This is a genomic window from Alteromonas gracilis (genome assembly GCF_002993325.1).
GTDB lineage: Bacteria > Pseudomonadota > Gammaproteobacteria > Enterobacterales > Alteromonadaceae > Alteromonas > Alteromonas gracilis.
In genome coordinates, this window is sequence record NZ_PVNO01000028.1 from 71,479 (window position 1) to 94,004 (window position 22,526).

Annotated in this window: 19 protein-coding genes; 6 read left to right on the forward strand and 13 right to left on the reverse strand. The window is 46.3% G+C overall.

All coding sequences use genetic code 11. The features are described from left to right. Nucleotides 1-51: 51 nt before the first annotated feature. The 11 genes from C6Y39_RS15250 to C6Y39_RS15300 all read right to left on the reverse strand — a co-directional run bounded on the left by C6Y39_RS15250 (nucleotide 52) and on the right by C6Y39_RS15300 (nucleotide 11,055). The gene (locus C6Y39_RS15250; RefSeq protein WP_105932102.1) at nucleotides 52-1,851 is read right to left on the reverse strand and encodes an insulinase family protein; all 1,800 of its coding nucleotides are present in this window, start codon (nucleotides 1,849-1,851) and stop codon (nucleotides 52-54) included. Between the two features lie 87 nt (nucleotides 1,852-1,938). Beyond that, nucleotides 1,939-3,099 carry a pyrroloquinoline quinone biosynthesis protein PqqE gene (pqqE, locus tag C6Y39_RS15255; RefSeq protein ID WP_105932103.1) on the reverse strand — a complete coding sequence of 387 codons (1,161 nt, stop codon included), beginning with the start codon at nucleotides 3,097-3,099 and terminating at the stop codon, nucleotides 1,939-1,941. After that, nucleotides 3,089-3,478, reverse strand: coding sequence for a pyrroloquinoline quinone biosynthesis peptide chaperone PqqD (gene pqqD, locus C6Y39_RS15260; protein WP_105932104.1), 390 nt, complete (start codon nucleotides 3,476-3,478; stop codon nucleotides 3,089-3,091). The genes pqqE and pqqD overlap by 11 nt, the downstream gene beginning before the upstream one ends. Beyond that, on the reverse strand, nucleotides 3,478-4,233 hold the full coding sequence (pqqC, locus tag C6Y39_RS15265; RefSeq protein WP_105932105.1) for a pyrroloquinoline-quinone synthase PqqC: 756 nt from the start codon (nucleotides 4,231-4,233) through the stop codon (nucleotides 3,478-3,480). The genes pqqD and pqqC overlap by 1 nt, the downstream gene beginning before the upstream one ends. 2 nt (nucleotides 4,234-4,235) lie before the next feature. After that, on the reverse strand, nucleotides 4,236-5,156 hold the full coding sequence (pqqB, locus tag C6Y39_RS15270; RefSeq protein WP_105932106.1) for a pyrroloquinoline quinone biosynthesis protein PqqB: 921 nt from the start codon (nucleotides 5,154-5,156) through the stop codon (nucleotides 4,236-4,238). Nucleotides 5,157-5,228: 72 nt separating this feature from the next. Next, nucleotides 5,229-5,300, reverse strand: a complete 72-nt coding sequence (gene pqqA / locus C6Y39_RS19060; RefSeq protein WP_071953288.1) for a pyrroloquinoline quinone precursor peptide PqqA — start codon at nucleotides 5,298-5,300, stop codon at nucleotides 5,229-5,231. A gap of 104 nt (nucleotides 5,301-5,404) precedes the next feature. Beyond that, a complete protein-coding gene (locus C6Y39_RS15280) occupies nucleotides 5,405-7,252 on the reverse strand; it encodes a leucyl aminopeptidase (RefSeq protein WP_105932107.1) in 1,848 nt (615 codons plus the stop codon). Beyond that, entirely contained in the window at nucleotides 7,249-8,031 is a 783-nt protein-coding gene (locus C6Y39_RS15285; protein WP_105932108.1) for an ABC transporter permease, read from the reverse strand. The genes C6Y39_RS15280 and C6Y39_RS15285 overlap by 4 nt, the downstream gene beginning before the upstream one ends. Then, nucleotides 8,031-8,753: an ATP-binding cassette domain-containing protein gene (locus C6Y39_RS15290; protein ID WP_105932109.1), complete on the reverse strand. Its 723-nt coding sequence runs from the start codon at nucleotides 8,751-8,753 to the stop codon at nucleotides 8,031-8,033. Before C6Y39_RS15290 ends, C6Y39_RS15285 begins: the two co-directional genes overlap by 1 nt. Then, entirely contained in the window at nucleotides 8,744-9,709 is a 966-nt protein-coding gene (locus C6Y39_RS15295; protein ID WP_105932110.1) for a PQQ-dependent catabolism-associated beta-propeller protein, read from the reverse strand. The genes C6Y39_RS15290 and C6Y39_RS15295 overlap by 10 nt, the downstream gene beginning before the upstream one ends. Then, a complete protein-coding gene (locus tag C6Y39_RS15300) occupies nucleotides 9,706-11,055 on the reverse strand; it encodes a type 1 periplasmic-binding domain-containing protein (protein ID WP_240618914.1) in 1,350 nt (449 codons plus the stop codon). Before C6Y39_RS15300 ends, C6Y39_RS15295 begins: the two co-directional genes overlap by 4 nt. Before the next feature lie 184 nt (nucleotides 11,056-11,239). Here C6Y39_RS15300 and C6Y39_RS15305 point away from each other — a divergent pair, with 184 nt between their 5' ends. From C6Y39_RS15305 to pedF, 3 genes are all read left to right on the forward strand, one after another. Continuing rightward, on the forward strand, nucleotides 11,240-12,151 hold the full coding sequence (locus tag C6Y39_RS15305) for a substrate-binding periplasmic protein (RefSeq protein ID WP_105932111.1): 912 nt from the start codon (nucleotides 11,240-11,242) through the stop codon (nucleotides 12,149-12,151). Between the two features lie 298 nt (nucleotides 12,152-12,449). Beyond that, a complete protein-coding gene (locus C6Y39_RS15310; RefSeq protein WP_205664210.1) occupies nucleotides 12,450-14,237 on the forward strand; it encodes a PQQ-dependent methanol/ethanol family dehydrogenase in 1,788 nt (595 codons plus the stop codon). Between the two features lie 293 nt (nucleotides 14,238-14,530). After that, nucleotides 14,531-15,028, forward strand: coding sequence for a cytochrome c-550 PedF (gene pedF, locus C6Y39_RS15315; RefSeq protein ID WP_105932112.1), 498 nt, complete (start codon nucleotides 14,531-14,533; stop codon nucleotides 15,026-15,028). Between the two features lie 150 nt (nucleotides 15,029-15,178). Here the strand turns inward: pedF and C6Y39_RS15320 are convergent, their stop codons facing one another. Further along, on the reverse strand, nucleotides 15,179-16,111 hold the full coding sequence (locus tag C6Y39_RS15320; RefSeq protein ID WP_105932113.1) for an AEC family transporter: 933 nt from the start codon (nucleotides 16,109-16,111) through the stop codon (nucleotides 15,179-15,181). A gap of 287 nt (nucleotides 16,112-16,398) precedes the next feature. On the opposite strand from C6Y39_RS15320, the gene C6Y39_RS15325 reads away from it, so the two are divergent. From C6Y39_RS15325 to C6Y39_RS15335, 3 genes are all read left to right on the forward strand, one after another. Next, nucleotides 16,399-18,153, forward strand: a complete 1,755-nt coding sequence (locus C6Y39_RS15325; protein WP_105932114.1) for a sensor domain-containing diguanylate cyclase — start codon at nucleotides 16,399-16,401, stop codon at nucleotides 18,151-18,153. A 60-nt stretch (nucleotides 18,154-18,213) separates the two neighbouring features. Further along, nucleotides 18,214-19,332, forward strand: a complete 1,119-nt coding sequence (locus tag C6Y39_RS15330; protein ID WP_105932115.1) for an adenosylhomocysteinase — start codon at nucleotides 18,214-18,216, stop codon at nucleotides 19,330-19,332. 139 nt (nucleotides 19,333-19,471) lie between these two features. Next, complete coding sequence (locus C6Y39_RS15335) at nucleotides 19,472-20,677, forward strand: M24 family metallopeptidase (protein ID WP_105932116.1); 1,206 nt, start codon at nucleotides 19,472-19,474, stop codon at nucleotides 20,675-20,677. 26 nt (nucleotides 20,678-20,703) lie between these two features. Here the strand turns inward: C6Y39_RS15335 and C6Y39_RS15340 are convergent, their stop codons facing one another. Next, on the reverse strand, nucleotides 20,704-22,413 hold the full coding sequence (locus C6Y39_RS15340; RefSeq protein WP_167390672.1) for a protein adenylyltransferase SelO family protein: 1,710 nt from the start codon (nucleotides 22,411-22,413) through the stop codon (nucleotides 20,704-20,706). Between the last annotated feature and the right edge of the window lie 113 nt (nucleotides 22,414-22,526).

The window sequence follows — 22,526 nt, forward strand, 5'->3', positions numbered from 1 at the left end:
AAGAGGGAGGAAGTATCATAAATTGGTAGCAGTGTTTTTTCCCGAATTTCCCTATATGGGCATCGACAAAATCGTATTGCACCAGCTTTTACGCTCTTTGATATTTGTATCGCTTGCACCAAACAAATACAGGTTATTTTCATAAATCGCAGCGCCCAGTGCATAGCATTCCCCCGAAGTTCTTGGTTGCCAAAAAAGCTGGTCAGCCAATACCTTGTGTAGTCTTGCCTGTTGATAGAAAGCAATGCGATACACCCAGTGCGAGGCTGAATAACTAGAGGCTGAATTAAGAGGAACTGACTCTACTGTTGTGGAGGGGGACGGGTTTAAAAATGGTGCTAAGTCTGAAGCAATTTGCTCCGCGTTAAATTGCGCTAAAGCAGTAGTGTTTCTAGCGAGGGGGTGTAACAACCGTGGGAGCGAAGGCAAGTTCTCTAAAGTAATAACATGTTGGTACTTGGAGATAAGACGCGGTATGAAAAGCGCTTGGTCGCTATTGGAAGCGCTGGCTCGCGCGGCTAAGCCTTTACGTGCCTTTGTAATACGCTCGCGTGCCACTGATTTTTTAGGTAAAGCTAGTGCTCCCAGACGAAAATGCCATACTCTATTGGCACTCGCTAGATAAGCTTTTTGGGTGGTACTATCTTTGACAGTACAATCTTTGGCGGCACGCTCGTTCAAAGACAACCCATTCGTTAATTGCGCAAAATAACGAATGGCTACACCTACACCTTCTGCGTGTTTACCAGTGTTTGCCATCGGGTTTGAAGGCGCGATATCTAATGAGGCGAGACACGTGGATACGACATCTTTTAGTCGTTCCAACTCTTGATTATTACTACCCTTTATCTGCTTGTGTGTCAGTTTTTGTGAAAGCTTTGGAAGTGCTTCTATCGAAAGCTCGCTTGCTTCTTCTTTAATCGCTTCTTTTGTGACGAGGCGAATTGCGAATTTACCTTGTTGATTAATTTCGGGGTCAATAAATAAGGTGTTTTCAGGGCCTGCTACAGTGTTAAGCGTTGTTTCTTGCTTCTGTAAACCCTTTAGAAAGCACTGAGGAAACCACCAGGTTAAGACATGGCTTATTGATTCGTTTTTGCCATTTATTGTTTGTGAATCAAGAGAGGCTTCTTTGTCTGAATGTGAGTGTTCGTATTGAGATGGGGGCTGATTAAGAGGGGCGTCTCTGTTTAGGGTTGGACCTTCGCTTAAAGCCGCTATCTCGTTCAAGGCTGTTTCCGCGCTCAGGGCTGTTTCCGCGCTCAAGGCTGTGACCACCTCTTTGCACTGTTCAAAAAATAGGGGGGAATCGCTGTAAACCAGCGTAGTAATATTGCTTGGCTGATACCACTGGCGTTTGTAGTCTTGAAGCGCTTGAATACTGTTGCTGCCTATGGTTTGTGTAAAACCACCTGCGTGTTGATAGGCATTTTTATTGGTATCGGCTAATCGAATAGCGGCGTTTAATGCATAGTCGCTGTTTGCCTCTAGCATGGCGAGCTCGTTAAAGATAACCCCGTCACGCTCTAAGATAACCTCATCGGTACCGTAATCCCGGTTAAGCAGGCCACAGTACAGGTAATTTACAGCATCAAGCAGCACGTTCGCTTTTTCAGACGAAGCGAAAAAGAACGTGTACTCGGCGAGTGTGGTAGCGTTTATAGTGACAGGCAGAAGCGCATTAGCTGCAAAAAGCTCGTGGGCAGCGGGGTATTGGTGAGAGCGTCGAAAGCTCATGTGCTCAGCTAAATGAGATAGCCCAGATTGGCCTGCTGCAGGGGTTTTTAGCGCAAAAACAATGCTATGTACTTTTGATCCAGAGCTGGCATCAATGAAATGAAATTCAGACATACACTTTTATCATAACGGGTTAACAGTCTCTCTTACCACTTGGCGCTCACCATTTCGTACTCGCCACATAGTATTTATCCCAAACACTTAGCTTGATGTATTTACTTCTAGGATGGGAATCGGCTTTTCCACCTTCCGATACTGTAGTGCCTTCGACGGTGCAGTACCTGCTTTATCGGTAATGCCTTTCATCAAATGGTGATCGGGCGACTTGCTGCAAACCGGATCCGTCTTATACATATCACCTGTTAGCAGGTAGGCCTGACATCGGCAGCCGCCAAAGTCTTTATCTTTTTCATCGCAGTCCCTACAGGGCGACGGCATCCAACTATCGCCACGAAAATGATTAAAGCTAAAGTCTTGGTGCCAAATATCGTGCAATGAACGTTCTTTCACATTAGGAAAACGAAGGGGCAATATCTTTGCACTGTGACACGGAAGGGCACTGCCATCTGGCGTTACGGTTAAAAACGTAGTGCCCCAGCCATTCATGCACGCCTTAGGGCGAGATTCATAGTAGTCGGGCGACACAAATATGAAGGTTGGCCCTTTACCGTTTTGCTGCGCGCGGTAGCGGTTCACTGCGGCCTCAGCTTCCTGTAGCTGCTGTGAGGTAGGTAACAGATGGTCTCTGTTTTCATAGGCCCAGCCGTAATACTGCACGGTAGCTAGCTCGACAAAATCAGCGTTCAGCTGCTCGCTGAGCGCCATCACGTCTTGTATTTCGTGAATGTTCTGCGCGGTAATACAGAAGTTGAGCACCATAGGGTAGTTGTATTGTTTTACCAGCTTCGCAATTTTAAGTTTTTGTTCAAATGAGTGACGCTTGTTGCCTATTAAGTCGTTGACTTCGGCATTGGCTGCCTGAAAGCTCAGCTGAATGTGGTCAAGGCCGGCTTCTTTGAGTTTGGCAATCCGTTTTTCTGTCATGCCAATGCCAGAGGTGATCAAGTTGGTGTAAAAACCCAAAGCCCGCGCATAAGCGACTAAGTGCTCTAAGTCTTTTCGAAGCAATGGCTCTCCGCCAGAAAAGCCCAATTGCACGGCGCCCATTTCCCGCGCTTCACGCAGTACACGCTCCCAATGCTCAGTAGAGAGCTCATTAAATGTTTCTTCCATGTTTACTGGGTTTGAGCAATAGGGGCAATGCAATGGGCACTGATAGGTAATTTCGGCTAGGAGCCATAGCGGAGGCGTTATGCTATTTGGTTCGTCGGTTTGTAAATCAACGTCTGTATCATTCGTCATAGCGGATCCACTTCTTTTGCTCGGCATGAAGTAGAAATGCATGAACATCTTCTTCTAAGTCATCAGGTGCATCAGGGAACGCTTGGCGAAGTTCAGCACAAATGGCATTTTCCGTATTGTTGCCATCTACACGCTTAAGAATTTCTGCCGCAGAAGGGTTAAGTTTGATCATTCCTTCGGGGAACAACAAAACATAACAACCCTGAGCTTTCTCGTACTGCATGCGAAAAAGCGGATTTAAAGAAGCTATTTTGTCTCTTGTGCGGCCGCCCTCGTTGTTGTGACTGCTGCTATTTTCAATGTTACTTTCCACGTTATCAGCACCGGTGCTATCAGCATCTAAGTGGTGTTCGGTTTGCGATTGTAAATTCGACATCATTAAAACCTCCCTATATGGCACACCCGCTGGTCGGCAATACCATCAAACGGCTTTCTCTTATATTCATAGGCAAAGCAGATGGCATCAGCAATGCTCCACAAAATATCAATTTTGAACTGCAGTATATTGAGCGCATGTTCTTGCTGTTGTCGGGTAACAAAGTGGTCAAGGGTAATCTGCAGGCCATGCTTTACATCACGGCGCGCCTGACTTAACCGCATTTGAAAGTAGGTAAAGCCTTCACTATCAATCCATGTATAGTGCCTAGGCCAGGTATCTAGTCGGCTTTGATGTATTTCAGGGGCGAACATTTCAGTTAACGATGAGCAGGCAGCCTCTTCCCACGACGCACGGCGGGCAAAATTCACATAGGCATTTACTGCAAACTTAACCGCTGGCAACAGGTGGGTCTCATCAAGTAATTCACTGCGGTTCAAGCCTACTGCTTCGCCTAACCGCAACCAGGCTTCTATGCCGCCCACTCCGTCTTCACCTTCCCGTCCATCGTGATCAATAATTCGTTGGATCCAGGTTCTGCGTACCGATTGGTCTTCGCAATTCGCTAAAATTGCCGCGTCTTTAACCGGTATCGCCATTTGATAATACAGTCGGTTGGCCACCCAGCCCTGAATTTCATCAACGCTGCAGTGTCCTTCATTCATACGTTTATGAAAGGGGTGATGAATATGATAGTAAGCGCCTTTTTCTCTCAGTTTTTGTTCGAATTCTTGTCTAGACCATGCGTGTTCTGTCATTACTACACCTCAATTTCCATACCGTCGTAAGCCAATTCAATACCCTGCTCACACAGGCTGTGGTAAGCACTGGAGTCTTCGTCAAGCACGCGATTTGTGTTGTTGATATGAATAAGCACTTTACGCTTAACGTTAAATTCATTTAAAAGCGCTATGGCTCCGCCTTTTCCATTAACCGGCATGTGGCCCATATCCGTGCCCAGTTTGTTGCTGAAACCGTGATCTATCATTTCTTCATTGGCCCACAGCGTACCGTCAAATAGCACGCAGTGAGATTCACGCATCACCTGTTTTACTGTGTCGTTTGCCTGCATACATCCCGGCGCGTAAAAAAGCACGTTGCCCGTGGTGTCGTCAGTTATCTTCAGGCCGATATTGTTGCCCGGCACAATGTTGTCGCGATACGTCGAGTAAGGGGGCGCATTAGACTCTAATACCACGGGTTGGAAAGTCAGGCCTTCTGCCCCCTTTGGTACAAAGCGTTGATGATAATCGGTATTAATTGAATGCTGCTGTAGTCCGCCGTGCCAGTGCTTTAATACGGTAAAAAGCGGAAAGCTGGTGGTTAGGTCTTCGGCCACAACATCGGTACAATAAACGGGAAGGGGTAAACCTTCGCGCAAAGTTAGCAGGCCTGTAGTATGGTCTATTTGACTGTCGGTAAGCACAATTGCGCTTATGCGAGTGCCGCGAGAAACATGGGCATCGGGCCACAGCTGCGGATGGCTATTTATCTGCTCCCTTAAATCGGGGGAGGCATTAATGAGAACCCAGTTGTTGCCGTCGCTACTGACAGCAATGCTCGACTGTGTTCTGCTTTTAGCCTTTATTTTTCCTTCCCGTAATCCCTTACAATTTGGGCAGTGACAGTTCCATTGCGGAAATCCACCCCCGGCGGCAGCACCAAGAATCAATACGTGCATAATAACTCCATACTACAAGTAAAAAAAGGCTGCATAGGCAGCCTTTTTGTTCATCATCCCAGAGGGCGTTGCCTAGCGGTTATTGATGTAAAGAGTTACTTCAAAACCAAGGCGCATTTCTGTGTATTGGGGTTTAGTCCACATAATTGTTCCTCTTCTTTATGATTAAACGCATGACTGAGTATATGTTGAATATGTGTTAACAGATATCCTCCTAAGGGAGGAGAACTGTCATGAATTTTGATGATTTATCGCTTATTTTTGATAGCGCAGCGGCTTAAGTAAGATAACAGCAAAGGAATAGGGCGACCGGTCGCCGATAACGATTTGGTGTAGGTAAAAGCGGTTCCTGCCACATCGAGGTGAGCCCACGGCGTGCCGTCAGCAAAACGAGAGAGAAAGCAGCCTGCCGAAATAGCACCGGGAGAGTTTATGCCCGTATTCATCATATCCGCGTGCTGAGAGGTAATGGCGTCTTGATATTCTGGCCAAAATGGGAAAGGCCAGCACCTGTCGTTAGCCAGTTCACCCGCTTCAACTAACGCACTTTCAAGCGCTGATGAGTTGCTAAAAAGCGCAGTGGCTTTGTGCCCCAGTGCGCTAATAGCCGCGCCGGTTAGCGTTGCTATATCAATAATAACCGAAGGGGAAAACTGTTTCGCGTAGCTGATTGCATCGGCCATAAGCATACGCCCCTCTGCATCGGTGCTCATGACTTCCACGGTTTTTCCTGAGTGCATAGTAATGATGTCACCCGGGCGATAGGCTTTGCCATCAATGGCATTGTCGGCGCTTGCCACAATACCAATAATATTTATATTTAACCCCAGCGTGGCAACCGCCTGAATGACGCCCAATACGCAGCCGGCACCCGCCATATCGTAAATCATATGTCGCATATCGGGGCTACGTTTTAACGTGAAGCCGCCGCTGTCAAAGGTTACGCCTTTGCCGATTAACACTACTGGCGGTGAATTCTCTAAACCTTTGGCTGTATAGCGAAGAATAGGCATGGTGGCAGCAAACTGTGAACCTGCATTTACTGCCAAATAACCGTTCATGCCTAACTGCTTTAGTGTACTTTCACTGAGGATATCGCAAGACACCGTATTAAAGGTTTGCGCCAGATTCTGAGCTTGTTCGGCCAGATAATCTGGCGTACATAAGTTGGCTGGCATGTGGGCGAGATCTTTAGCCCAGGTCATCGCGGCATTAAGGGCTGTTTCATAGCGGATAGTATGTGAAACGAGACGCTTTTGCGCGTTATTAAAATGCTTGGCATCTAATGCAAGAAACAGCGTGCCCCTAATATCAAGTGCTTGGTTAATTGCTTCATTATTTGATGCATTGTTTGCGCCGTTGTTGCCATCGCGGACTCGACTGCTAGAAACCGAACGATTATTCGTCTTATAGCCCTTAAAGTGATAGCCATGCTTGAAATAGCTTCTAAGTAGCGCACCCAGAAACTGTGAGTGGCTCGCAATGGTGTTAACAGGGTCGCTGCTTGCTGTTTCATTGCTAGAAAGCGCCATTAACGACAGTTTTTCCAAGGTTACTGACACGCTTTTAAGCTTTTTAAATAATGCATCGAACTGCTGTTCTAGGTAGCGAAATGCTGGCGCGTCATTTTGGCTCAAGTCACTTCTGCGTTTTAAATTAAATGCAGAATTTGAATCGCTAGCGTAGCTTGAGTAGTTTACCTTCGAAGGATTATTAATATCAGATACAGCCTGTACACAGCTAGAGTAATTTAAGGCATCTGACGTTTCAAAAAGCGCAAAATCGACACCATAAAACAGCACCCGTTTCACATCAGCTAATTGTTGGCTTATTTCGTTCTGTCTGTTGTTTTCACTGTCCGAGCTATAACTTGTTTTAAACGCCTTAAGGCCTTGTACGAATATACATTCGCCTTTATTTCCAGCAAAACCTTCATCGTCAAAAACCTGCTCAATGTATGCCTTAGCGGGTGTTGAAAAGTGAAAGAGTTGGCTTGCCAATAACGTGGGTGTAGTTAAAATAAGTAAGCAGTCACTATCGTCTAACGTTTCAAATTTATTGCTTTCATCAGTCCAAATTAGGTTTGCTTTTATCACGAGAAGCGCCCTTTTGAGGCTTTGGGGCGAAAGCTTCTAACAGCGAAAATAAACGTGATAGCAGAAAGGCAAAGTACAACGGCAAGCGCGTTGTGTTCGAGTTTTTCGTAGAGCGCAAATCGAAGTAATTCTACGCCGCTACTAAAGGGGTTAAAAGCACAAATCTGATACAGCCATTCGCTGGCCTCACGCATTTTCCAAAGCGGGTATAGGGCGCTTGATAGAAAGAACAATGGGAAAATGACGAAGTTCATGACCCCGGCAAAGTTCTCTAGCTGCTTAATATAGTTTGCCAGTAATAATCCTAACGAACCTAAAAACAATGACAGTAGCGCAATAACAGGCAACGCATAAACGTATCCCAACGCAGATAGGCGTACATCTAGTAAAAGCGCAAAGGCAAAGAAGATGTACACCTGAATAGCGCTTACCAAGGTGTTGGCAATAAGCTTACTGCCTAGCAGAAAAGGGCGGGGAACCGGGCTTAACAGTAAAACTTTCATGCTGCCCATTTCTCTGTCGTACACCATGGACAATGAACTTTGCATACTATTAAAAAGCACAATCATGGCGGCAAGCCCAGGTACAATGTACTCCTCGTACAAAATGTAACTCTCGTAAGGCTCGGTCATTGAAAGACCTAGGGACGAACGAAACCCCGCGGCAAAAACAAATAACCAAAGCAGGGGGCGCACCAATGCACTTAACAGGCGTGTGCGTTGCTGCCAGAACTTCAGCATCTCTCGGGTAAGTACGCCCACAAAACAGCGCCAATACATCAGGAGCCTTCCTGCATTAAATGCTGCCAAAGGTGCTCAATATCTTGTTGATGATACTTGGCTAACAATGCTTCACATTTATCGTGGGCTAACACTCGCCCCTTTGATAAGACTATCAAGTTGTTGTTGTGCTTCACTTCTTCAAATAAATGGGTGGCCCATAGTACGCTTACGTTTTGGGAATGAGCGAGTGCTTGTACTACCCGCAAAATAAGATGACGGGATTCTATATCTAAGCCAACGGTAGGCTCGTCTAGTAGCAGCAAGGATGGCTTGTGAATAAGGCAGCGAGCTAACTCAACCCGCCGTCTGTGCCCGCCATTTAAGTTTCGAATTTTTGTGTTGAGCTTGGTCGTAAGGTCGAGCTCGTCGAGCAGACCTTGAATATGAGATAGCGCGCTAGTGGTACTTATGCCGTGGAGCGAAGCAAAGTAGGACAAATTTTGTTTTACTGATAAGTCGATATCTAAGGTACTTTGCTGAAATACCACGCCCATTTTCGCCATAATACTTGTGCGAGATTGAGACAGGCTAGCACCATCAAAGGTAATGCTGCCTTGCGTGAGTTTTTGAAGGCCCGTAATAAGCGCAAATAAGGTACTTTTGCCTGCGCCATTTGGCCCAAGCAGCATGGTTAAGCCTGGTTTTAGGCAAAGGCTTATATTGTCCAGCGCGTGATGGCTGCCGTACTGATGTGAAACCGCCTGAACCGTTATTTCCATTTAATCGCCACGCCCCAAGGGTAACGCCCCACTTTTACCGTATGCTCTACGTTTAACGTGTGGGTATTGATGACAGAAACATCACCGCTTACACCGTTAGTGGTCAGCAATAAAGACTGATCTTGATTAAACGCTAATTGCCACACTCGTCGCCCAACCAAAATGTAGTCTTCCACTTCGAAGGTATCGGTATTGATGACCGCTATGCGATTTGCTGGGCCAAGCGCCACGAAGGCGTAGGGCTTATCTTTCATAAGCACAATACCCACTGGCTGCACCTTATCGCGATAGACGCCTTTAATGGCAAAGGAAAGGGTCTTCACTTTTTGCTTGGTAGCAGTATCGAAAATACTGACAGTGCCACCTATTTCCGAGCTTACCCAGAGGTACTTGTCATCTCTGGTAAAGTGAGCATCTCTGGGTCTTGCATCAACCAAGCTATTCGCAATATTTTCGTGCGTTTTGGTATCTATCCAGTGCACCATGTTAGTGGTTTCTGAGGTGACGACCATCATGCTGCCGTCGTGACTCACAGCCAGCCCCTCAGGCTCTACGCCTACATCTATCTGAGAAATGACCTGAGCCGTTGGAATGTCGATAACAGTAAGAAGGGCATCGTCTTCATTAGCTGTGTAAATAGTGGTGCCGTTAGGATGTAATGCTATGGTTTCAGGATCTGCACCTGAGGGAAGATCGCCCACTATGGAATGGGTAGACAAATCCATAATTTGAATGCGATCAGCATCAGAGGCACAGATATACGCGTGGGACTGGTCTGCACTTAAAATAAACCCTCGGGGTCGCTCTCCAACCTCGATAGTTTCAACCACACCAAATGTCGTCATATCAATGACAGATAGCGTGTTGTCTTTTTCGTTAGTGACATACGCTTGAGGAAGTGCAAAGGCAAAGCTTGCCATTAAACTGCCAAGCAAGAGTGCAAAGCGATAGCTCATAACTTGTCCTTACAGGTAGTGTGTGTTGCGCCTAATGTGTCCAGTTCGTTGGTTTGGTGCAGAAAGCCTTCAAGGGGCGCATGAGTCACCAGTGCGTCTTCGTGGGCCAGCGCAATAGGCTGACGAAATTGGTGGGTGTAGGGGCGAATAGAAAGAGGGCGACCTTTATAAGCCCCCAGCGTGTAGTGGTCGCTAAGCAAGGTGCTAAGAATTCCCTGCTGCGTTAAGTCGCTTCCTTGCTGCGCAGCATTTGCCACCGCCGTTACCGCAAGATACGCGGCGAAGTCGACTTCATTCATGTGTCTGATGAACCCGTCGTTAAAGCGGCTTTGAAGCTGACGTGCGCCCCATTGTTCGTGAGTAAAATGCCAACCCAGTGCTTTTAGGCCGGCAGCACCTACTACAGGTACGGGATAATAGGTGTTAAACGGTAGGCTATACGCGAATTGCGCCGCGCTATCGGCGGTAAAAACGGCCTGATAGGTTTCTGTTGTTCGCGTAAATTGAGGAATTTCAGCAAATGCAGCCCTGCGCAAATCGAAGCTATCCTGCCATTGTTTAGTTTCAACAAGTGAAAGTTTGAATTTCTTGGCGCTGCGTTTAAATGCGGCTAGGTATGCAGTATCGTCAGCGGTTTTTCCGTAAACTGCAAATATCTCGTCAATACGCTTAGTGCGAAACCACTGGGCTAGCGCGTCGGCTTTCATCTGATAGCTGGGGATTGTATGAAACAAGGGCAGGCGACATGAATTTTGTCTCAGCAAATCATCGCTATTAGCTACGTTAAAAAATACGGCATTAGGAAGCGTGCTTTGAATCGTTGTAATCAACGGCTTAATTGAGGCAGCCTTTACCTCATTACTGCTTTGCATATCCAGTAGTACAACCGGTGCAATGTTGCCTTGCTGATTGCTGCTTATTTCTTTGTGATTTGTGTTAGCACTTGAACCACGGTGCTTACGTGTTTTAGCTAAAGAAGCTTGCAGTTCGCCGATAGAAGGCACACTGATTTCAGTTAGTTCAAACTGATAACCAAGAAATTTTCCCGTGATATTAGCATCCTTTATCGCCACACTTGCGCCAGCTGTCCCCTCATTGCTGGGGGACTTTAAATAGTCTGGTGTGCCTGGTGGAGATGTGCCCGCAACCTTTATGTAAATCACCGGAATAGTGGCAAAAGAGGCCTGTGGTGCAGCTTGTTGAACCTTTGTAGGTTGCGCTTCATTAAACGCAAGCGCGCTGTTTAAAAACGGTAACAGAACGCAGCAAAAAAGTGACGCTACATACTTTTGATAGCGCTTACCGGTTAATCGTGTTTCAACCGTGCTTTTTAAACCCTTTGCCATATATCACCCCGAGCTCAGCTGCATGCTTTTGCTGATATCTGTTTGTCTGACATAAGGGTATATGGCAATTTTCCCGAAGAACATCCTCCTAAAGGAGGAATGCTATGGCGCTAAAGTAGCATTAGTAAAATCACGCTAACCCCTTAGTATGCTTAAGAAGTTCGATTAAATAAGTGGGCAAGCTGTGCAGTTAGTTAAACCTTTTCGAGTTATTTTCACTTTACTCTGCCTGATAACGGGTTCTGCGCTTTCTGCGTTCGGGGAAGCAAGATCGTTAGACGATATTAAAGACAGCGGTTTGATAAGAATTGCGGTGTACACCGACTATCCCCCATTTTCTTTTATTGAAAACGACAGCCCCACAGGTATTGATATTGATATCGCCCGTGAAATCGCAAGCGCCCTTGATGTTGAGCTAGAACTGATATGGATGACACCAGGTGAAACGACAGAGGACGATTTCAGGAATTACCTATGGAAGGGTCATATTATCCACCGCATTAAGGCTGATGTGATGATGCGCGCGCCTTACGACCCCAGTTTTTCTCAAAAACGTGACGACGTGGGCTTGTTAGTTAATGAGCTTGTTCATATGTTTGCCCCTTATCACCGTGAAAGCTGGCAAATCATTCACAATACGCAAACCTTGCCCGAAGTGGAAACCATGGGCATGTTTCAGTATCACACGATTGGTGCGGAAATAGACAGTATTCCCCACTTTTACTTAACGTCAGCGTTTGGTGGCCGCTTGCGAGAAAAAACGTCGCACTATGGCTCAAACGCAGAAGCGATTGACGCGATGAAAGCAGGAACCGTCGAAGCGGTAATGGGATTGCGCTCGCAAATATCTTACCTCAGTCAGTTTGTTGATAATGAGCAATATCGCCTTGCAAGCAACGCGTTTCCGCTAATCGGAAAGCAAAAGTGGGATATCGGACTTGCCGTTCATACTAATTATCGCGCGCTTGGCTATGAAATTGGTGATGTAATTACGCGAATGGTGGTAGAGGGCGATATGCAAAGCTTATTTGCAAAATACAACACCGTTTATGAGATGCCGCCTTATTTCTCGGAGCTAGAGCATTCTGGCCAATAGCATGTTAAGCAGTTTGGCTAACAACGCTACGGATAACGGCCTTTCAACAATAGCCTATTAACCGGTAACACTATGGCCAACTGCCTTTTTACCTTTAGCACTGTTATTAATAACGCATCACTTTAAAAAGGCGTAAAGACGTTAAGCACAAAGGAAAATAGCCCTTCATTCCTCCTCCTAAAGGAGGAGTCAAATCACTCCGCTGTTGCATAGGCATCGACATCACCCCTAGCTATGCTAATCCTAACGAATAGTCTGAAACAGACCATTTATGGCCTACATGCAACTAGGAACCGTTATGAATAATAATATGCCAATTAAAAAACTTGCCCTATCAATGCTGATTTGTGCAAGTGCGTTAACTCCTGTCCATGCTGTTGTCACCGACAAAGATATTCAAAATGACCACAATACTACTGACGATATAGTGACGTATGGAATGGGCTTAAAAGCACAGCGTTATAGCCCGCTAACCGCCATTAACCGCGATACAGTAGAAGAAGTACGTCCTGTATGGGCGTTCTCATTAGGCGGTGAAAAGCAGAGGGGGCAAGAATCGCAGCCACTGGTAAAAGATGGCGTGATGTATGTAACCGGATCTTACTCTCGTGTGTGGGCCATCGATGCGAGAACGGGTGAAGAACTATGGCAATATGAAGCGCGTTTGCCAGACGGCATTATGCCTTGCTGTGACGTTATAAACCGTGGTGTTGCGCTTTACGATAATCTGGTCATATTCGGCACCTTGGATGCTAAGTTAGTCGCACTAGACAAAGACACGGGTAAAACCGTTTGGAAGAAGAAAGTTGAAGACTACCGAGCGGGCTACGCCATTACCGCTGCCCCTATTGTTGTTGACGGAAAAGTTATTACAGGGATTTCCGGTGGTGAGTTCGGTATCGTCGGTAAAGTGTATGCTTACGACGCGAAGTCTGGCAAACAGCTATGGGTTAGACCTACCGTTGAAGGGCACATGGGGTACTTATGGAAAGACGGTAAGAAAACTGAAAATGGAATTTCAGGCGGCGCGCCAGGTAAAACATGGCCTGCTGATTTATGGAAAACCGGTGGTGCAGCAACGTGGCTAGGCGGTACTTACGACTCAGATACAGGCTTGCTATTCTTCGGTACGGGTAACCCTGCACCGTGGAACTCTCACCTACGTCCGGGCGATAACTACTTCTCGTCGTCGCGCTTAGCTATCGACCCTAATACAGGCAAAATTGTGTGGCACTTCCAAACCACGCCGCACGATGGCTGGGACTTCGATGGCGTAAACGAGCTTATCTCGTTTGATTACCAGGAAAACGGCAAAACAGTGAAAGCGGCGGCAACCGCCGACAGAAACGGCTTTTTCTATGTCCTTAACCGCGAAAACGGTGACTTTATCCGCGGCTTCCCGTTCGTTGACAAATTGAACTGGGCAAAGGGGCTAGATGAAAAGGGTCGACCTATCTACATTGAAGAAAATCGTCCAGGAAGCCCAGCGCAATCAGCTGATGGTAAACAAGGTGCACAGGTCGTAGCGCGTCCTGCGTTCTTAGGTGGTAAAAACTGGATGCCAATGGCCTATTCAAAGGATACTGAACTCTTTTATGTGCCTTCAAACGAATGGGAAATGGATATCTGGAACGAGCCTACCTCTTACAAGAAAGGTGCAGCGTACCTAGGTGCTGGTTTCACCATCAAATCAGTGAATGAAGACTTTATTGGCGTGCTTAAAGCAATTGACCCTAAAACAGGTAAAACCGTTTGGCGCTATAACAACTTCTCTCCACTATGGGGCGGCGTGTTAACCACAGGTGGTGGTTTGGTTTGGACTGGTAACCCTGAAGGTTATCTTATGGCCTTTGACGACAAAACCGGCGAAATGGTTTACAAGTTCCAAACTGGCTCAGGTATTGTTGGCTCTCCAGTGACATGGGAAATGGATGGTGAGCAGTACATCTCCGTACTATCTGGATGGGGTGGCGCAGTGCCATTATGGGGAGGTGAAGTTGCTAAACGCGTGAAGCATTTTAACCAAGGCGGCACCGTGTGGACGTTTAAATTGCCGAAGCGCTATCAGCAGGTGGCAAAAAACTAACCTTAGCTGAGCAGTAAATTGTGATTAATACGTGGCCAGCGCCTACGTGCGCTGGCCTTTTTTATCATCTATTCATTTACCTGTTAGCAAGGTAAGTCTTCATCATTTTTATGAGCGTTATTTCGACTCTAAATTTAGCACTAACGTTGAAGCAGCAACGGTAAAGTTTGCGCTTTCAGTGGCTATCATTGTGGCCTCCTACCAAAGGAGGAGCCTTTCAAAACCAAAGTAGAGTTACCCCTTATTTCCTCGTACGTATACTTAATTCATAGTCTTTTGAGGATGTATGAATTATGAAAACAAAAATATCGATGTTGTTTGCTGCACTCGTGGTAACGGGCTTTTCTAGCCACGTGCTTGCACACGGAAATGTTATCCCTCAAGGAGCAGATAGCTCAGCTATGCCGCCAATTACCGATGGCGATGAGTCTGAAAATGGCTGGGTGTTTGAAAACCCCTACCGAAGTCTAGACGACGACACCAAAACGAAAGTTATCAAATTTGGTGAATCAGCTTATGCAAATAATTGTGCTGGCTGTCACGGCTTGCACGCGCAGTCTGGCGGAATAAACCCTGACCTTCGTGAACTCGACCCAGAAAGCATTGAAGACGACGAATGGTTCGTTGAGCGCTTGCGTTTTGGTTCGGCGAAAGGGATGCCTGCACTTGGCGGCATTCCTGAAGGTCAAACCGATCCTATCTTAGATCAAGAGACACTTTGGGCTATTAAAACCTACGTTGAAGCGCGTCGCGTTGTAGCCATTGAAGAGGGTGAGATAGAAGCTGATTAAGGTGACTGCTACACCTTGTTCGCCGGGTTAACGTCGAGTTGCCCGGCGCTTTTCGTTTCTAAGCTATGTGGAAACGGGTCCAACGCTTCTGTCTGTTAACCTTTTAACTTTGCATTACTCAGCAGTACCTTTAGCGAAGATGTGTCTTCTTTAAACTAACTGTAATTTACTCAGTATCCCAAAGGCGAGGGCGGTAATCGGTAAAGACGCCAATGTGCTGACTGCGATAATACTTGCCGCTAAGCGGTAATCACCACCTAAATTTCTCACCATGACATAGCTTGCTGCAGCGGTTGGAGAGATGGCTAATAAAAGAACAATACCCAGCTCCATCCCTTTAAAACCAAAAGCATAGGCAAGGGCAACCAATACAAAGGGGTAAACCACACATTTGCAGGTTGTGCTAAGCACGATATTAAACCAGTCACTGGAGAAAGAGCGGAACTGTAAGGATGCTCCGGTGCATATAAGTGCAAGTGGCAAGGTAAGTTGAGCGAAATACTCCCCTGTTTTCACCACGGTATCTGGAAGCTGCCATTCGAAGTATGAAAAAGGCAGTGCTGCGGCAATCGATAAGATCAACGGGTTTTTCGCCATGCCGGTAACTTGGCCCATTAATGAGCGTGACGTACCTTGGTAAAAGTTAAGAACAAATACAGACAGCACGTTAAATAATATGGTGATACAGCCCATATAGACCGAGGCTACAGCAAGCCCTTCTTGCCCATAGGTATTGGCACAGTAAGCTAAGCCGATAATGCCCATGTTGGCTCTAAAGCCGCCTTGAACTACCACTCCTCTGGCTTTATATGGCTGAACGGTAAAGTGAGCGCAAATCATTAAGGCGAGGAATACCGCAAGGGTTCCTGTAATTCCTACCATGACAAGGGTGGGGTTAGCGGCTTTAGAAAAATCTGCTCGCGCTATCGATAAAAATAACAAGGCAGGGAGTGCCACGTTAAACACCAGTTTTGAGCCTGCTTCAATAAAGCCTTCATTCAGCCATTTAATTCGGAAAAATAGCCACCCCATTAATAAAAGAATAAGAACGGGAATGAGCGTGCTGGTAATAAAGCTAAGCATAAAAAGAAAGAGACCTTTATATCCATTAAGAAGAGCGAGCGAAGCTGAGCTGACTGCAAGTGCTTAAGGCATAGTATGCCAAGGTTTTTCATGTGCGCATAAGACAAATTCTAATCTGCTATAAGAAAAAGGATTAGATGCGGCTATTAGTGACTTAAATCTGTTCACAAACCATTTGAATAAGCGTAACTTAATATCTTACTGGCTGGCGTTTGTTGTTATTGAGATTGAGGTACGGCCTGCATTTAAATTTTTAGAACAAATAAAAGAGAATAAAGAATAGAAATATGAATGGTTTTCTTTTCTTCGTCAGTTTAATTCTCATCGTTAGCTTGTCGATAGGGCCCGCTTTTGGTGTCTCTAAAAATACAGCGCCTGCACCAACAATGTTACTGGTTAACAAGCATTTACAAATTTTTGAGGAAGACGGGAGTATCCTTACTGCAGAGGATATCGTCGATAAATATCAACAAAACACACTGAGCGCTAACGGTAGCGGCAAAGTAAGCTGGGGTTTTACTGATAAAACAATATGGGCTGTACTCCCTACCGAGCCCTATGCCTATATACCTAACCTTTCAAATAATGAAGTAGAAAATGCACCAGATAGTGCATCTATCCCCCTAAAAATCAAAATTGATAATGCATGGCTTGATCAGATTGACGTGTTCTTTTTCGAAGGTGGTCAAAGAAAGCGTCACATAAGTCTTGGTGATGACAACGTCCATAGCAGTCGAGCTGAAAACACCAGAATGCCCTCTACGTTTTTCCGTGTCACAACGCCCGAAACTTTAGTTGTGTTCCGGTTTGCGTCTGAAGACCCCATGACAATTCCTATTTACATGGGGACGCCAAGGGATGCACAAAGCCAATCTACCGAAAATGCCTATTTTTATGGCGCGTTATACGGTTCACTTATTATTTTACTCGTTTATAACCTGGTTCTATATTCCTACCTAAAAGAACGCAGATACCTGCTTTATTCATTATATCTACTGTCGTTTTTGGTATTTAATTTCACATACACAGGGCATGGCTTTTGGTTGTTATGGTCAGAATCTGTGTTCCTTCAGCAATGGTTAATGCCCACACTGATGTTTTTCTATCTATTTAGTGCGGTAAGGTTCACCATCGAATTTTTAGATACTCAGCTTTACTTACCAAAGCTCTATCGTTTTAGAAAGTATATCTACGGCGTTTTGCTCATGTTAGCCGTGATAATTATCGCCGTTGGCAGTCGCTCATTTGCGGTGATGTCGCAGCTTGTTGTATTGACAACGATAGCGTTTTGGATGCTGTGCATCGGCATTTTTGCCTATAGAAATGGTGATGCGTTAGCCAAGTTTTTCTTGCCCGCTATTTTGTGCGGAACGGGGGGGGCGACCGTTTCAAGCCTAGCGACATGGGGGCTTATTCCCTACTCGAAATGGGCGTTTAGAGGCATTGAGATAGGCATGGTGCTGGAAATGTCACTGTTATCTATTTCGTTAGCATTCAATTACAAGCAAGTGCAAGAAGCTCGAAAAAATGCAGAGCGGGATGCGCGACTGGACCCGTTGACGTTACTTTATAATCGCCGTGCATTTGGAGACCTCGTTTATCCAATTTGGGAACTGGGAAAGCGCAGCAATAAATTTATGTCAGTAATGCTTATCGACCTGGACTGGTTCAAGAAAGTTAACGATACTTTCGGGCACGACGTGGGAGATAAAGTACTCCAAAAGGTAGCAGAAGAGATTAAGGGGCAAGTGCGCGGCTCAGATATTACCTTTCGCTGGGGGGGCGAAGAGTTTTTGGTATTTTTGCCCTACACTCGTACCGAATACGCCAAACAAATTGCTGAAAACTTGCGTGTTCACCTATCAATGCATGATATTAACAAGCTGGTTAGGATCACGGTGAGTATTGGCGTAGCGGGCTCCTCTCCAGGTGATACAGACGTTATGGTGCTCATTAAAGAGGCCGACCAAGCGCTCTATTTAGCCAAATCTAGGGGAAGAAATAGGGTGGTGTTGTGGAATGAGGCTGAAATCGAACGCTAATTTGTAAATCCACGTTTCTCACGTATTATTCTGTTTTCGTTTCTTCAGAGTATCCTTTTCATGTACCAAGATTTTCAAGCAGAGCTGGCGTGGGCCAGCCTGCATATGCCGCGCACTCGCAAGGCCATTGCATCACTTCCTGACCTGTCTAATGTTAAGCTTGCTTGCAACATGCATTTAGATTTAAAAATGGCACCTTTGGTAGAGGGGCTGCTTTCACGTGGCTGCAATATCTTTTTAACTACGTGCAACCCTACTACGGTACAAGATGACGTGGTGTCTTACCTTGTTGATAAAGGCGCAACAGCCCATGCGTGGCGAGATATGAGCGACGCTGACTGGTCTGAGTCATTCGATAAAGCGCTAGCATGGCAGCCTACACATTTGTGTGAAATGGGCGCGGACCTCACCACTCGACTGCATGAAAATATTAAAGCCAATAAACCAGTACCAGGCATCGTTTCGGGCTTGGAGGCAACGGGCTCTGGTATTAATCGCTTAAACGGAATGGCGCCAAACTATCCTATTTTTAACTGGGATGACTTGCCAGTAAAAGAAGGGCTTCACAACAGGCACATGGTGGGCCTAAGTGCATGGCAAACCTTCTTCCAAACCACCCATCTAACCCTGCACGAAAAAGTTGTGGTTGTTATTGGTTATGGTTTAGTGGGGCAGGGCGTGGCCGCGTCGGCAAAAGCGTTTGGCGCACAGGTTCAAGTGGCTGAGCTTGACCCAGCAAGAGCCCTGCAAGCGAAATACGACGGTTGGCCAGTGGTCGATTTAAACGAAGCCGCTAGCCAAGCCGATGTTATTGCCACTGCAACTGGCGCCTATGGCGTAGTGAGTTCAAAACATCTAGACAGCATGAAAGACGGCGCATTTATTCTAAACGTAGGTCACGTAGCGCAAGAAATTGATGTGCCATACCTCAAAAACAACGCTACCCACAGTGAGCCAATGCCTTATGTAAATGCTTATAAACTGGGCGATAAAACACTGTATCTTTTGGCTGATGGTTCTATGTTTAATTTAACCGCGGGCTACGGAGACAGCATTAATGCGTTTGACGTGACGTTAGCGGTTATGGCTGCTGGTATAGGCTTTATCGTCAATGAAGGTGCGAAGAGTGAAAAGGGCCTTTATTTGCTGCCTGAAAAGGCATGGAAAGGCGCGCTCTAAAGTTCAAGCTGAAGGCGTGTAATGTAATTGATACGCAAGAACTAAACGAATTGTCGGGGGAGCGACTGCTATCTCGACATTATTTTTGAGTGTTGTAAAGTGAGCCCGTTTTAAAATTTCAGACCTAAGGCGGGCTTTGATGAACACAGTTATCGGCACAAAGACAGCACAACAAGCACTAGATAGTCTTGTCGACATGACAAGCGACCTAACCCCCATCCCTCTTTCTGAGTATCAGGCACGAATTGCCAAAGCGCAGCATTATATGCAGCAGCATGGCATTGGCGCGCTTTACTTAAACGCGGGTACTAACTTAGCGTATTTCACAGGCATGCAATGGTACGCCAGTGAGCGTTTAGTGGGAGCGCTTTTACCCGCAGAGGGGAACGTTGTATACCTAGCTCCTACGTTTGAAATTGACTCTTTGAACGAACGCAAAGTAGTGGAAGGGGATATTATCGGTTGGCAGGAACATGAAAGCCCTTACGCACTTGCCATGTCTATTCTAAATACCGTCAATACGGCGGGTGGCATAAAACTAGGCGTTGATGAATCTACGCAATTTTTTATTGTTGATGGGTTTACCAAGGTGCTGAATGAACCTTGGCAAATTGTGAATGGTTCAGAGGTTACCGCGCATTGCCGCATGCACAAGTCAGAAAATGAGCTTGCGCTAATTCAGCGGGCCATGGACATGACCCTTTCTGTGCACAAAGCCACTGCCAGTATGCTTTATGAAGGTATTACCACCACAGAAGTTGAAGCATTTATTAACGATGCGCATAAGAAAGTGGGGGCCAGCGGTAACTATTTTTGCATTGTGCTGTTTGGTAAAGCAACCTCGTTTCCCCACGGCGTTAAAGACCCGCAAGTATTAAAGAAAAACGACTTAGTATTGATTGATACTGGCTGTAAAGTACATGGCTACCTCTCTGATATCACTCGAACCTATTGTTTCGGTGAGCCGACCGATAAACAGCGTGCACTATGGGAAAGCGAAAAGCGCGCGCAGCTTGCGGCATTTAACGCTGCAAAAGTCGGTGTTCCTTGTGGCGATGTGGATAAAGCCGCCCGAGACAGCTTAGCAAAAGACGGTTTAGGACCAGACTATAACTTACCAGGCTTGCCCCATCGAACAGGGCATGGCATTGGTATGGATATTCACGAATGGCCGTATTTGGTTAAAGACAATCCTCATCCGTTAGCACCTGGCATGTGCTTTAGTAACGAGCCTATGATAGTGGTGCCAAACGAGTTCGGTATTCGCTTGGAAGATCACTTCTATATGACCGACGAGGGCCCAGTGTGGTTTACTGAACCCAGTTCGGCCATCGATTCGCTGTAAGTAGACTGAGATGCAGCTGCTCTTCGTTACGAAGAGCAGCTGTAATGCGCAACACCGCCTGCACTGAAAAATTCAAGTGGGCGCAGTTGGTAATACTTATTCTCTATCTCTTCTGATTGCTCATCATAAGGCGCGGTAAGGATGTTCTGAAGTTCGTGTATTTGAGTAAAGTCACCTTTCTCTGCGGCTTTATAGGCAGGCACAATAAGCCATTCGCGCCATGTGAATTTAGGGTTTGCTTTGCGCATGTTTTCTACGGTTGTAGCAATAGCACTCGCTACATCATCTTGTGTTTCAGTGTCCTTTTCAATCCGCTTACGCCAGCTTTGTAGCCAGGCTTCCCATTCTGTCATCACCTCTGCTTTAGGCGGGTAGTAAAAGCTTTTCGTCAAACCCGTCATATCTTCAGGTATCGACGATAACTCTCGGAAAAACAGATTGTAGTCGACGCCAGTGCGCAGCATTAATTGCAGAAGCTTAATAAGCAATTCGTGGTCGTAGTTGGCAAAGCCAAGCTTAGTTGCCCACATGCTTTCCATAGCCCGCTCCATAACGCCAGAAAAGCCGTCGTTGACCTCGTTAAGCTTAGCGAGCTGTTCACTGTTGCCGTCAAGTAGCGGCATCAGTGAGCGGCAGAACATATCAAAGTTCTTTTGGGCGGCAATGGGCTGGTTTAAAAACGAGAAGTGACGACCGCCCCCTGTCCAAGGTTGGTAGTCCGCTTCAAAAAACTCACAAAAGCCGAATGGCCCATAATCCAGAGTAAAGCCGCCAGCGGCGCAGTTATCGCTATTAAAATTGCCCTGGCAGTAACCTACGCGAACCCAATTAGAAACGAGACGAGTTAACCGGCCTCTAAAAAGCTCAGCCAGCGTTATCACTTGCTCTTCAAACGGCGCTGTTGTGTCTATTTCGCTTGCGTACTCTCGCTCAATAAGGTGCTTAACAATGGCTTCTAGCTCGTTTAATGCTTCGTTGTGCTCATTACACCGTGCGCGCCTAGCAAAAAGCTCTATTTGCCCTACGCGCAAAAAGGAAGGGGCAACGCGGGTGGATATGGCAGTGATATTTTCAACCATTACTTCAGGCTCATAGGAGTGAGACCCTTCGCGGTACCAAGGTCTGTCTACGGTGTCAGATTCAGACATAAACAAGCTAAGTGAGCGTGAGGTCGGAATGCCAAGGGCGTGCATGTGCTCTTGCACTAAAAATTCGCGCACGCTAGAGCGCAATACGGCTCGACCATCGGCGCCGCGACAATAAGGCGTGCGACCCGCGCCTTTTAACTGCATTTCCCAACGTTTACCGTTAAACACCCCTTCAACGATAGATATTGCTCTGCCGTCACCGTAGCCGTTTCCGGTTCTGAACGGGCACTGCTGTGTGTACTCCGTACCATATATAGAAAGTGCGTAGCCGGTCGCCCAGCCGTAGGGTTTCATTGAGGCTGGTACTTCAGACATGTCCCCTGCAAACAGCTGGGTGAAGGCTTTAGAAATTGCCAAGCTGTCGTCTAAGCCTAATTCGGCAAACAGAGCTTCGCTGTGCGCAATGTATATCGGAGCAGTTAATGGGGTCGGAGTAACCGGCACATAGTGGCCAGAGAACACTTGGCGTGGATCGTGATCATCGCCGTCGCTCGTTGACTGAGGGTCTGCTGAGAGCGTATTGAGCAAAGAGTAATCTACATGCTTTGCGAATTCATCTAGCGTTTTGATTCGTTCTGTCACTTCCATCACCTTTTTTTGTATAGCTTTGCTCTGTAACGCATTTGCCAAGTCCTCAATTATTACGTTGAGTATCTGAACTGCTATACATTGTGTTTATATTTCTGGTTATTGTTTGACCA

Bases quoted from the DNA above. Each gene is read 5' to 3' on its own strand.
- C6Y39_RS15250 (WP_105932102.1), bottom strand. From the start codon at position 1,851: ATGTCTGAATTTCATTTCATTGATGCCAGCTCTGGATCAAAAGTACAT.
- pqqE (WP_105932103.1), bottom strand. From the start codon at position 3,099: ATGACGAATGATACAGACGTTGATTTACAAACCGACGAACCAAATAGC.
- pqqD (WP_105932104.1), bottom strand. From the start codon at position 3,478: ATGATGTCGAATTTACAATCGCAAACCGAACACCACTTAGATGCTGAT.
- pqqC (WP_105932105.1), bottom strand. From the start codon at position 4,233: ATGACAGAACACGCATGGTCTAGACAAGAATTCGAACAAAAACTGAGA.
- pqqB (WP_105932106.1), bottom strand. From the start codon at position 5,156: ATGCACGTATTGATTCTTGGTGCTGCCGCCGGGGGTGGATTTCCGCAA.
- C6Y39_RS15285 (WP_105932108.1), bottom strand. From the start codon at position 8,031: ATGTATTGGCGCTGTTTTGTGGGCGTACTTACCCGAGAGATGCTGAAG.
- C6Y39_RS15290 (WP_105932109.1), bottom strand. From the start codon at position 8,753: ATGGAAATAACGGTTCAGGCGGTTTCACATCAGTACGGCAGCCATCAC.
- C6Y39_RS15295 (WP_105932110.1), bottom strand. From the start codon at position 9,709: ATGAGCTATCGCTTTGCACTCTTGCTTGGCAGTTTAATGGCAAGCTTT.
- C6Y39_RS15300 (WP_240618914.1), bottom strand. From the start codon at position 11,055: ATGGCAAAGGGTTTAAAAAGCACGGTTGAAACACGATTAACCGGTAAG.
- C6Y39_RS15310 (WP_205664210.1), top strand. From the start codon at position 12,450: ATGAATAATAATATGCCAATTAAAAAACTTGCCCTATCAATGCTGATT.
- pedF (WP_105932112.1), top strand. From the start codon at position 14,531: ATGAAAACAAAAATATCGATGTTGTTTGCTGCACTCGTGGTAACGGGC.
- C6Y39_RS15320 (WP_105932113.1), bottom strand. From the start codon at position 16,111: ATGCTTAGCTTTATTACCAGCACGCTCATTCCCGTTCTTATTCTTTTA.
- C6Y39_RS15325 (WP_105932114.1), top strand. From the start codon at position 16,399: ATGAATGGTTTTCTTTTCTTCGTCAGTTTAATTCTCATCGTTAGCTTG.
- C6Y39_RS15330 (WP_105932115.1), top strand. From the start codon at position 18,214: ATGTACCAAGATTTTCAAGCAGAGCTGGCGTGGGCCAGCCTGCATATG.
- C6Y39_RS15335 (WP_105932116.1), top strand. From the start codon at position 19,472: ATGAACACAGTTATCGGCACAAAGACAGCACAACAAGCACTAGATAGT.
- C6Y39_RS15340 (WP_167390672.1), bottom strand. From the start codon at position 22,413: ATGGAAGTGACAGAACGAATCAAAACGCTAGATGAATTCGCAAAGCAT.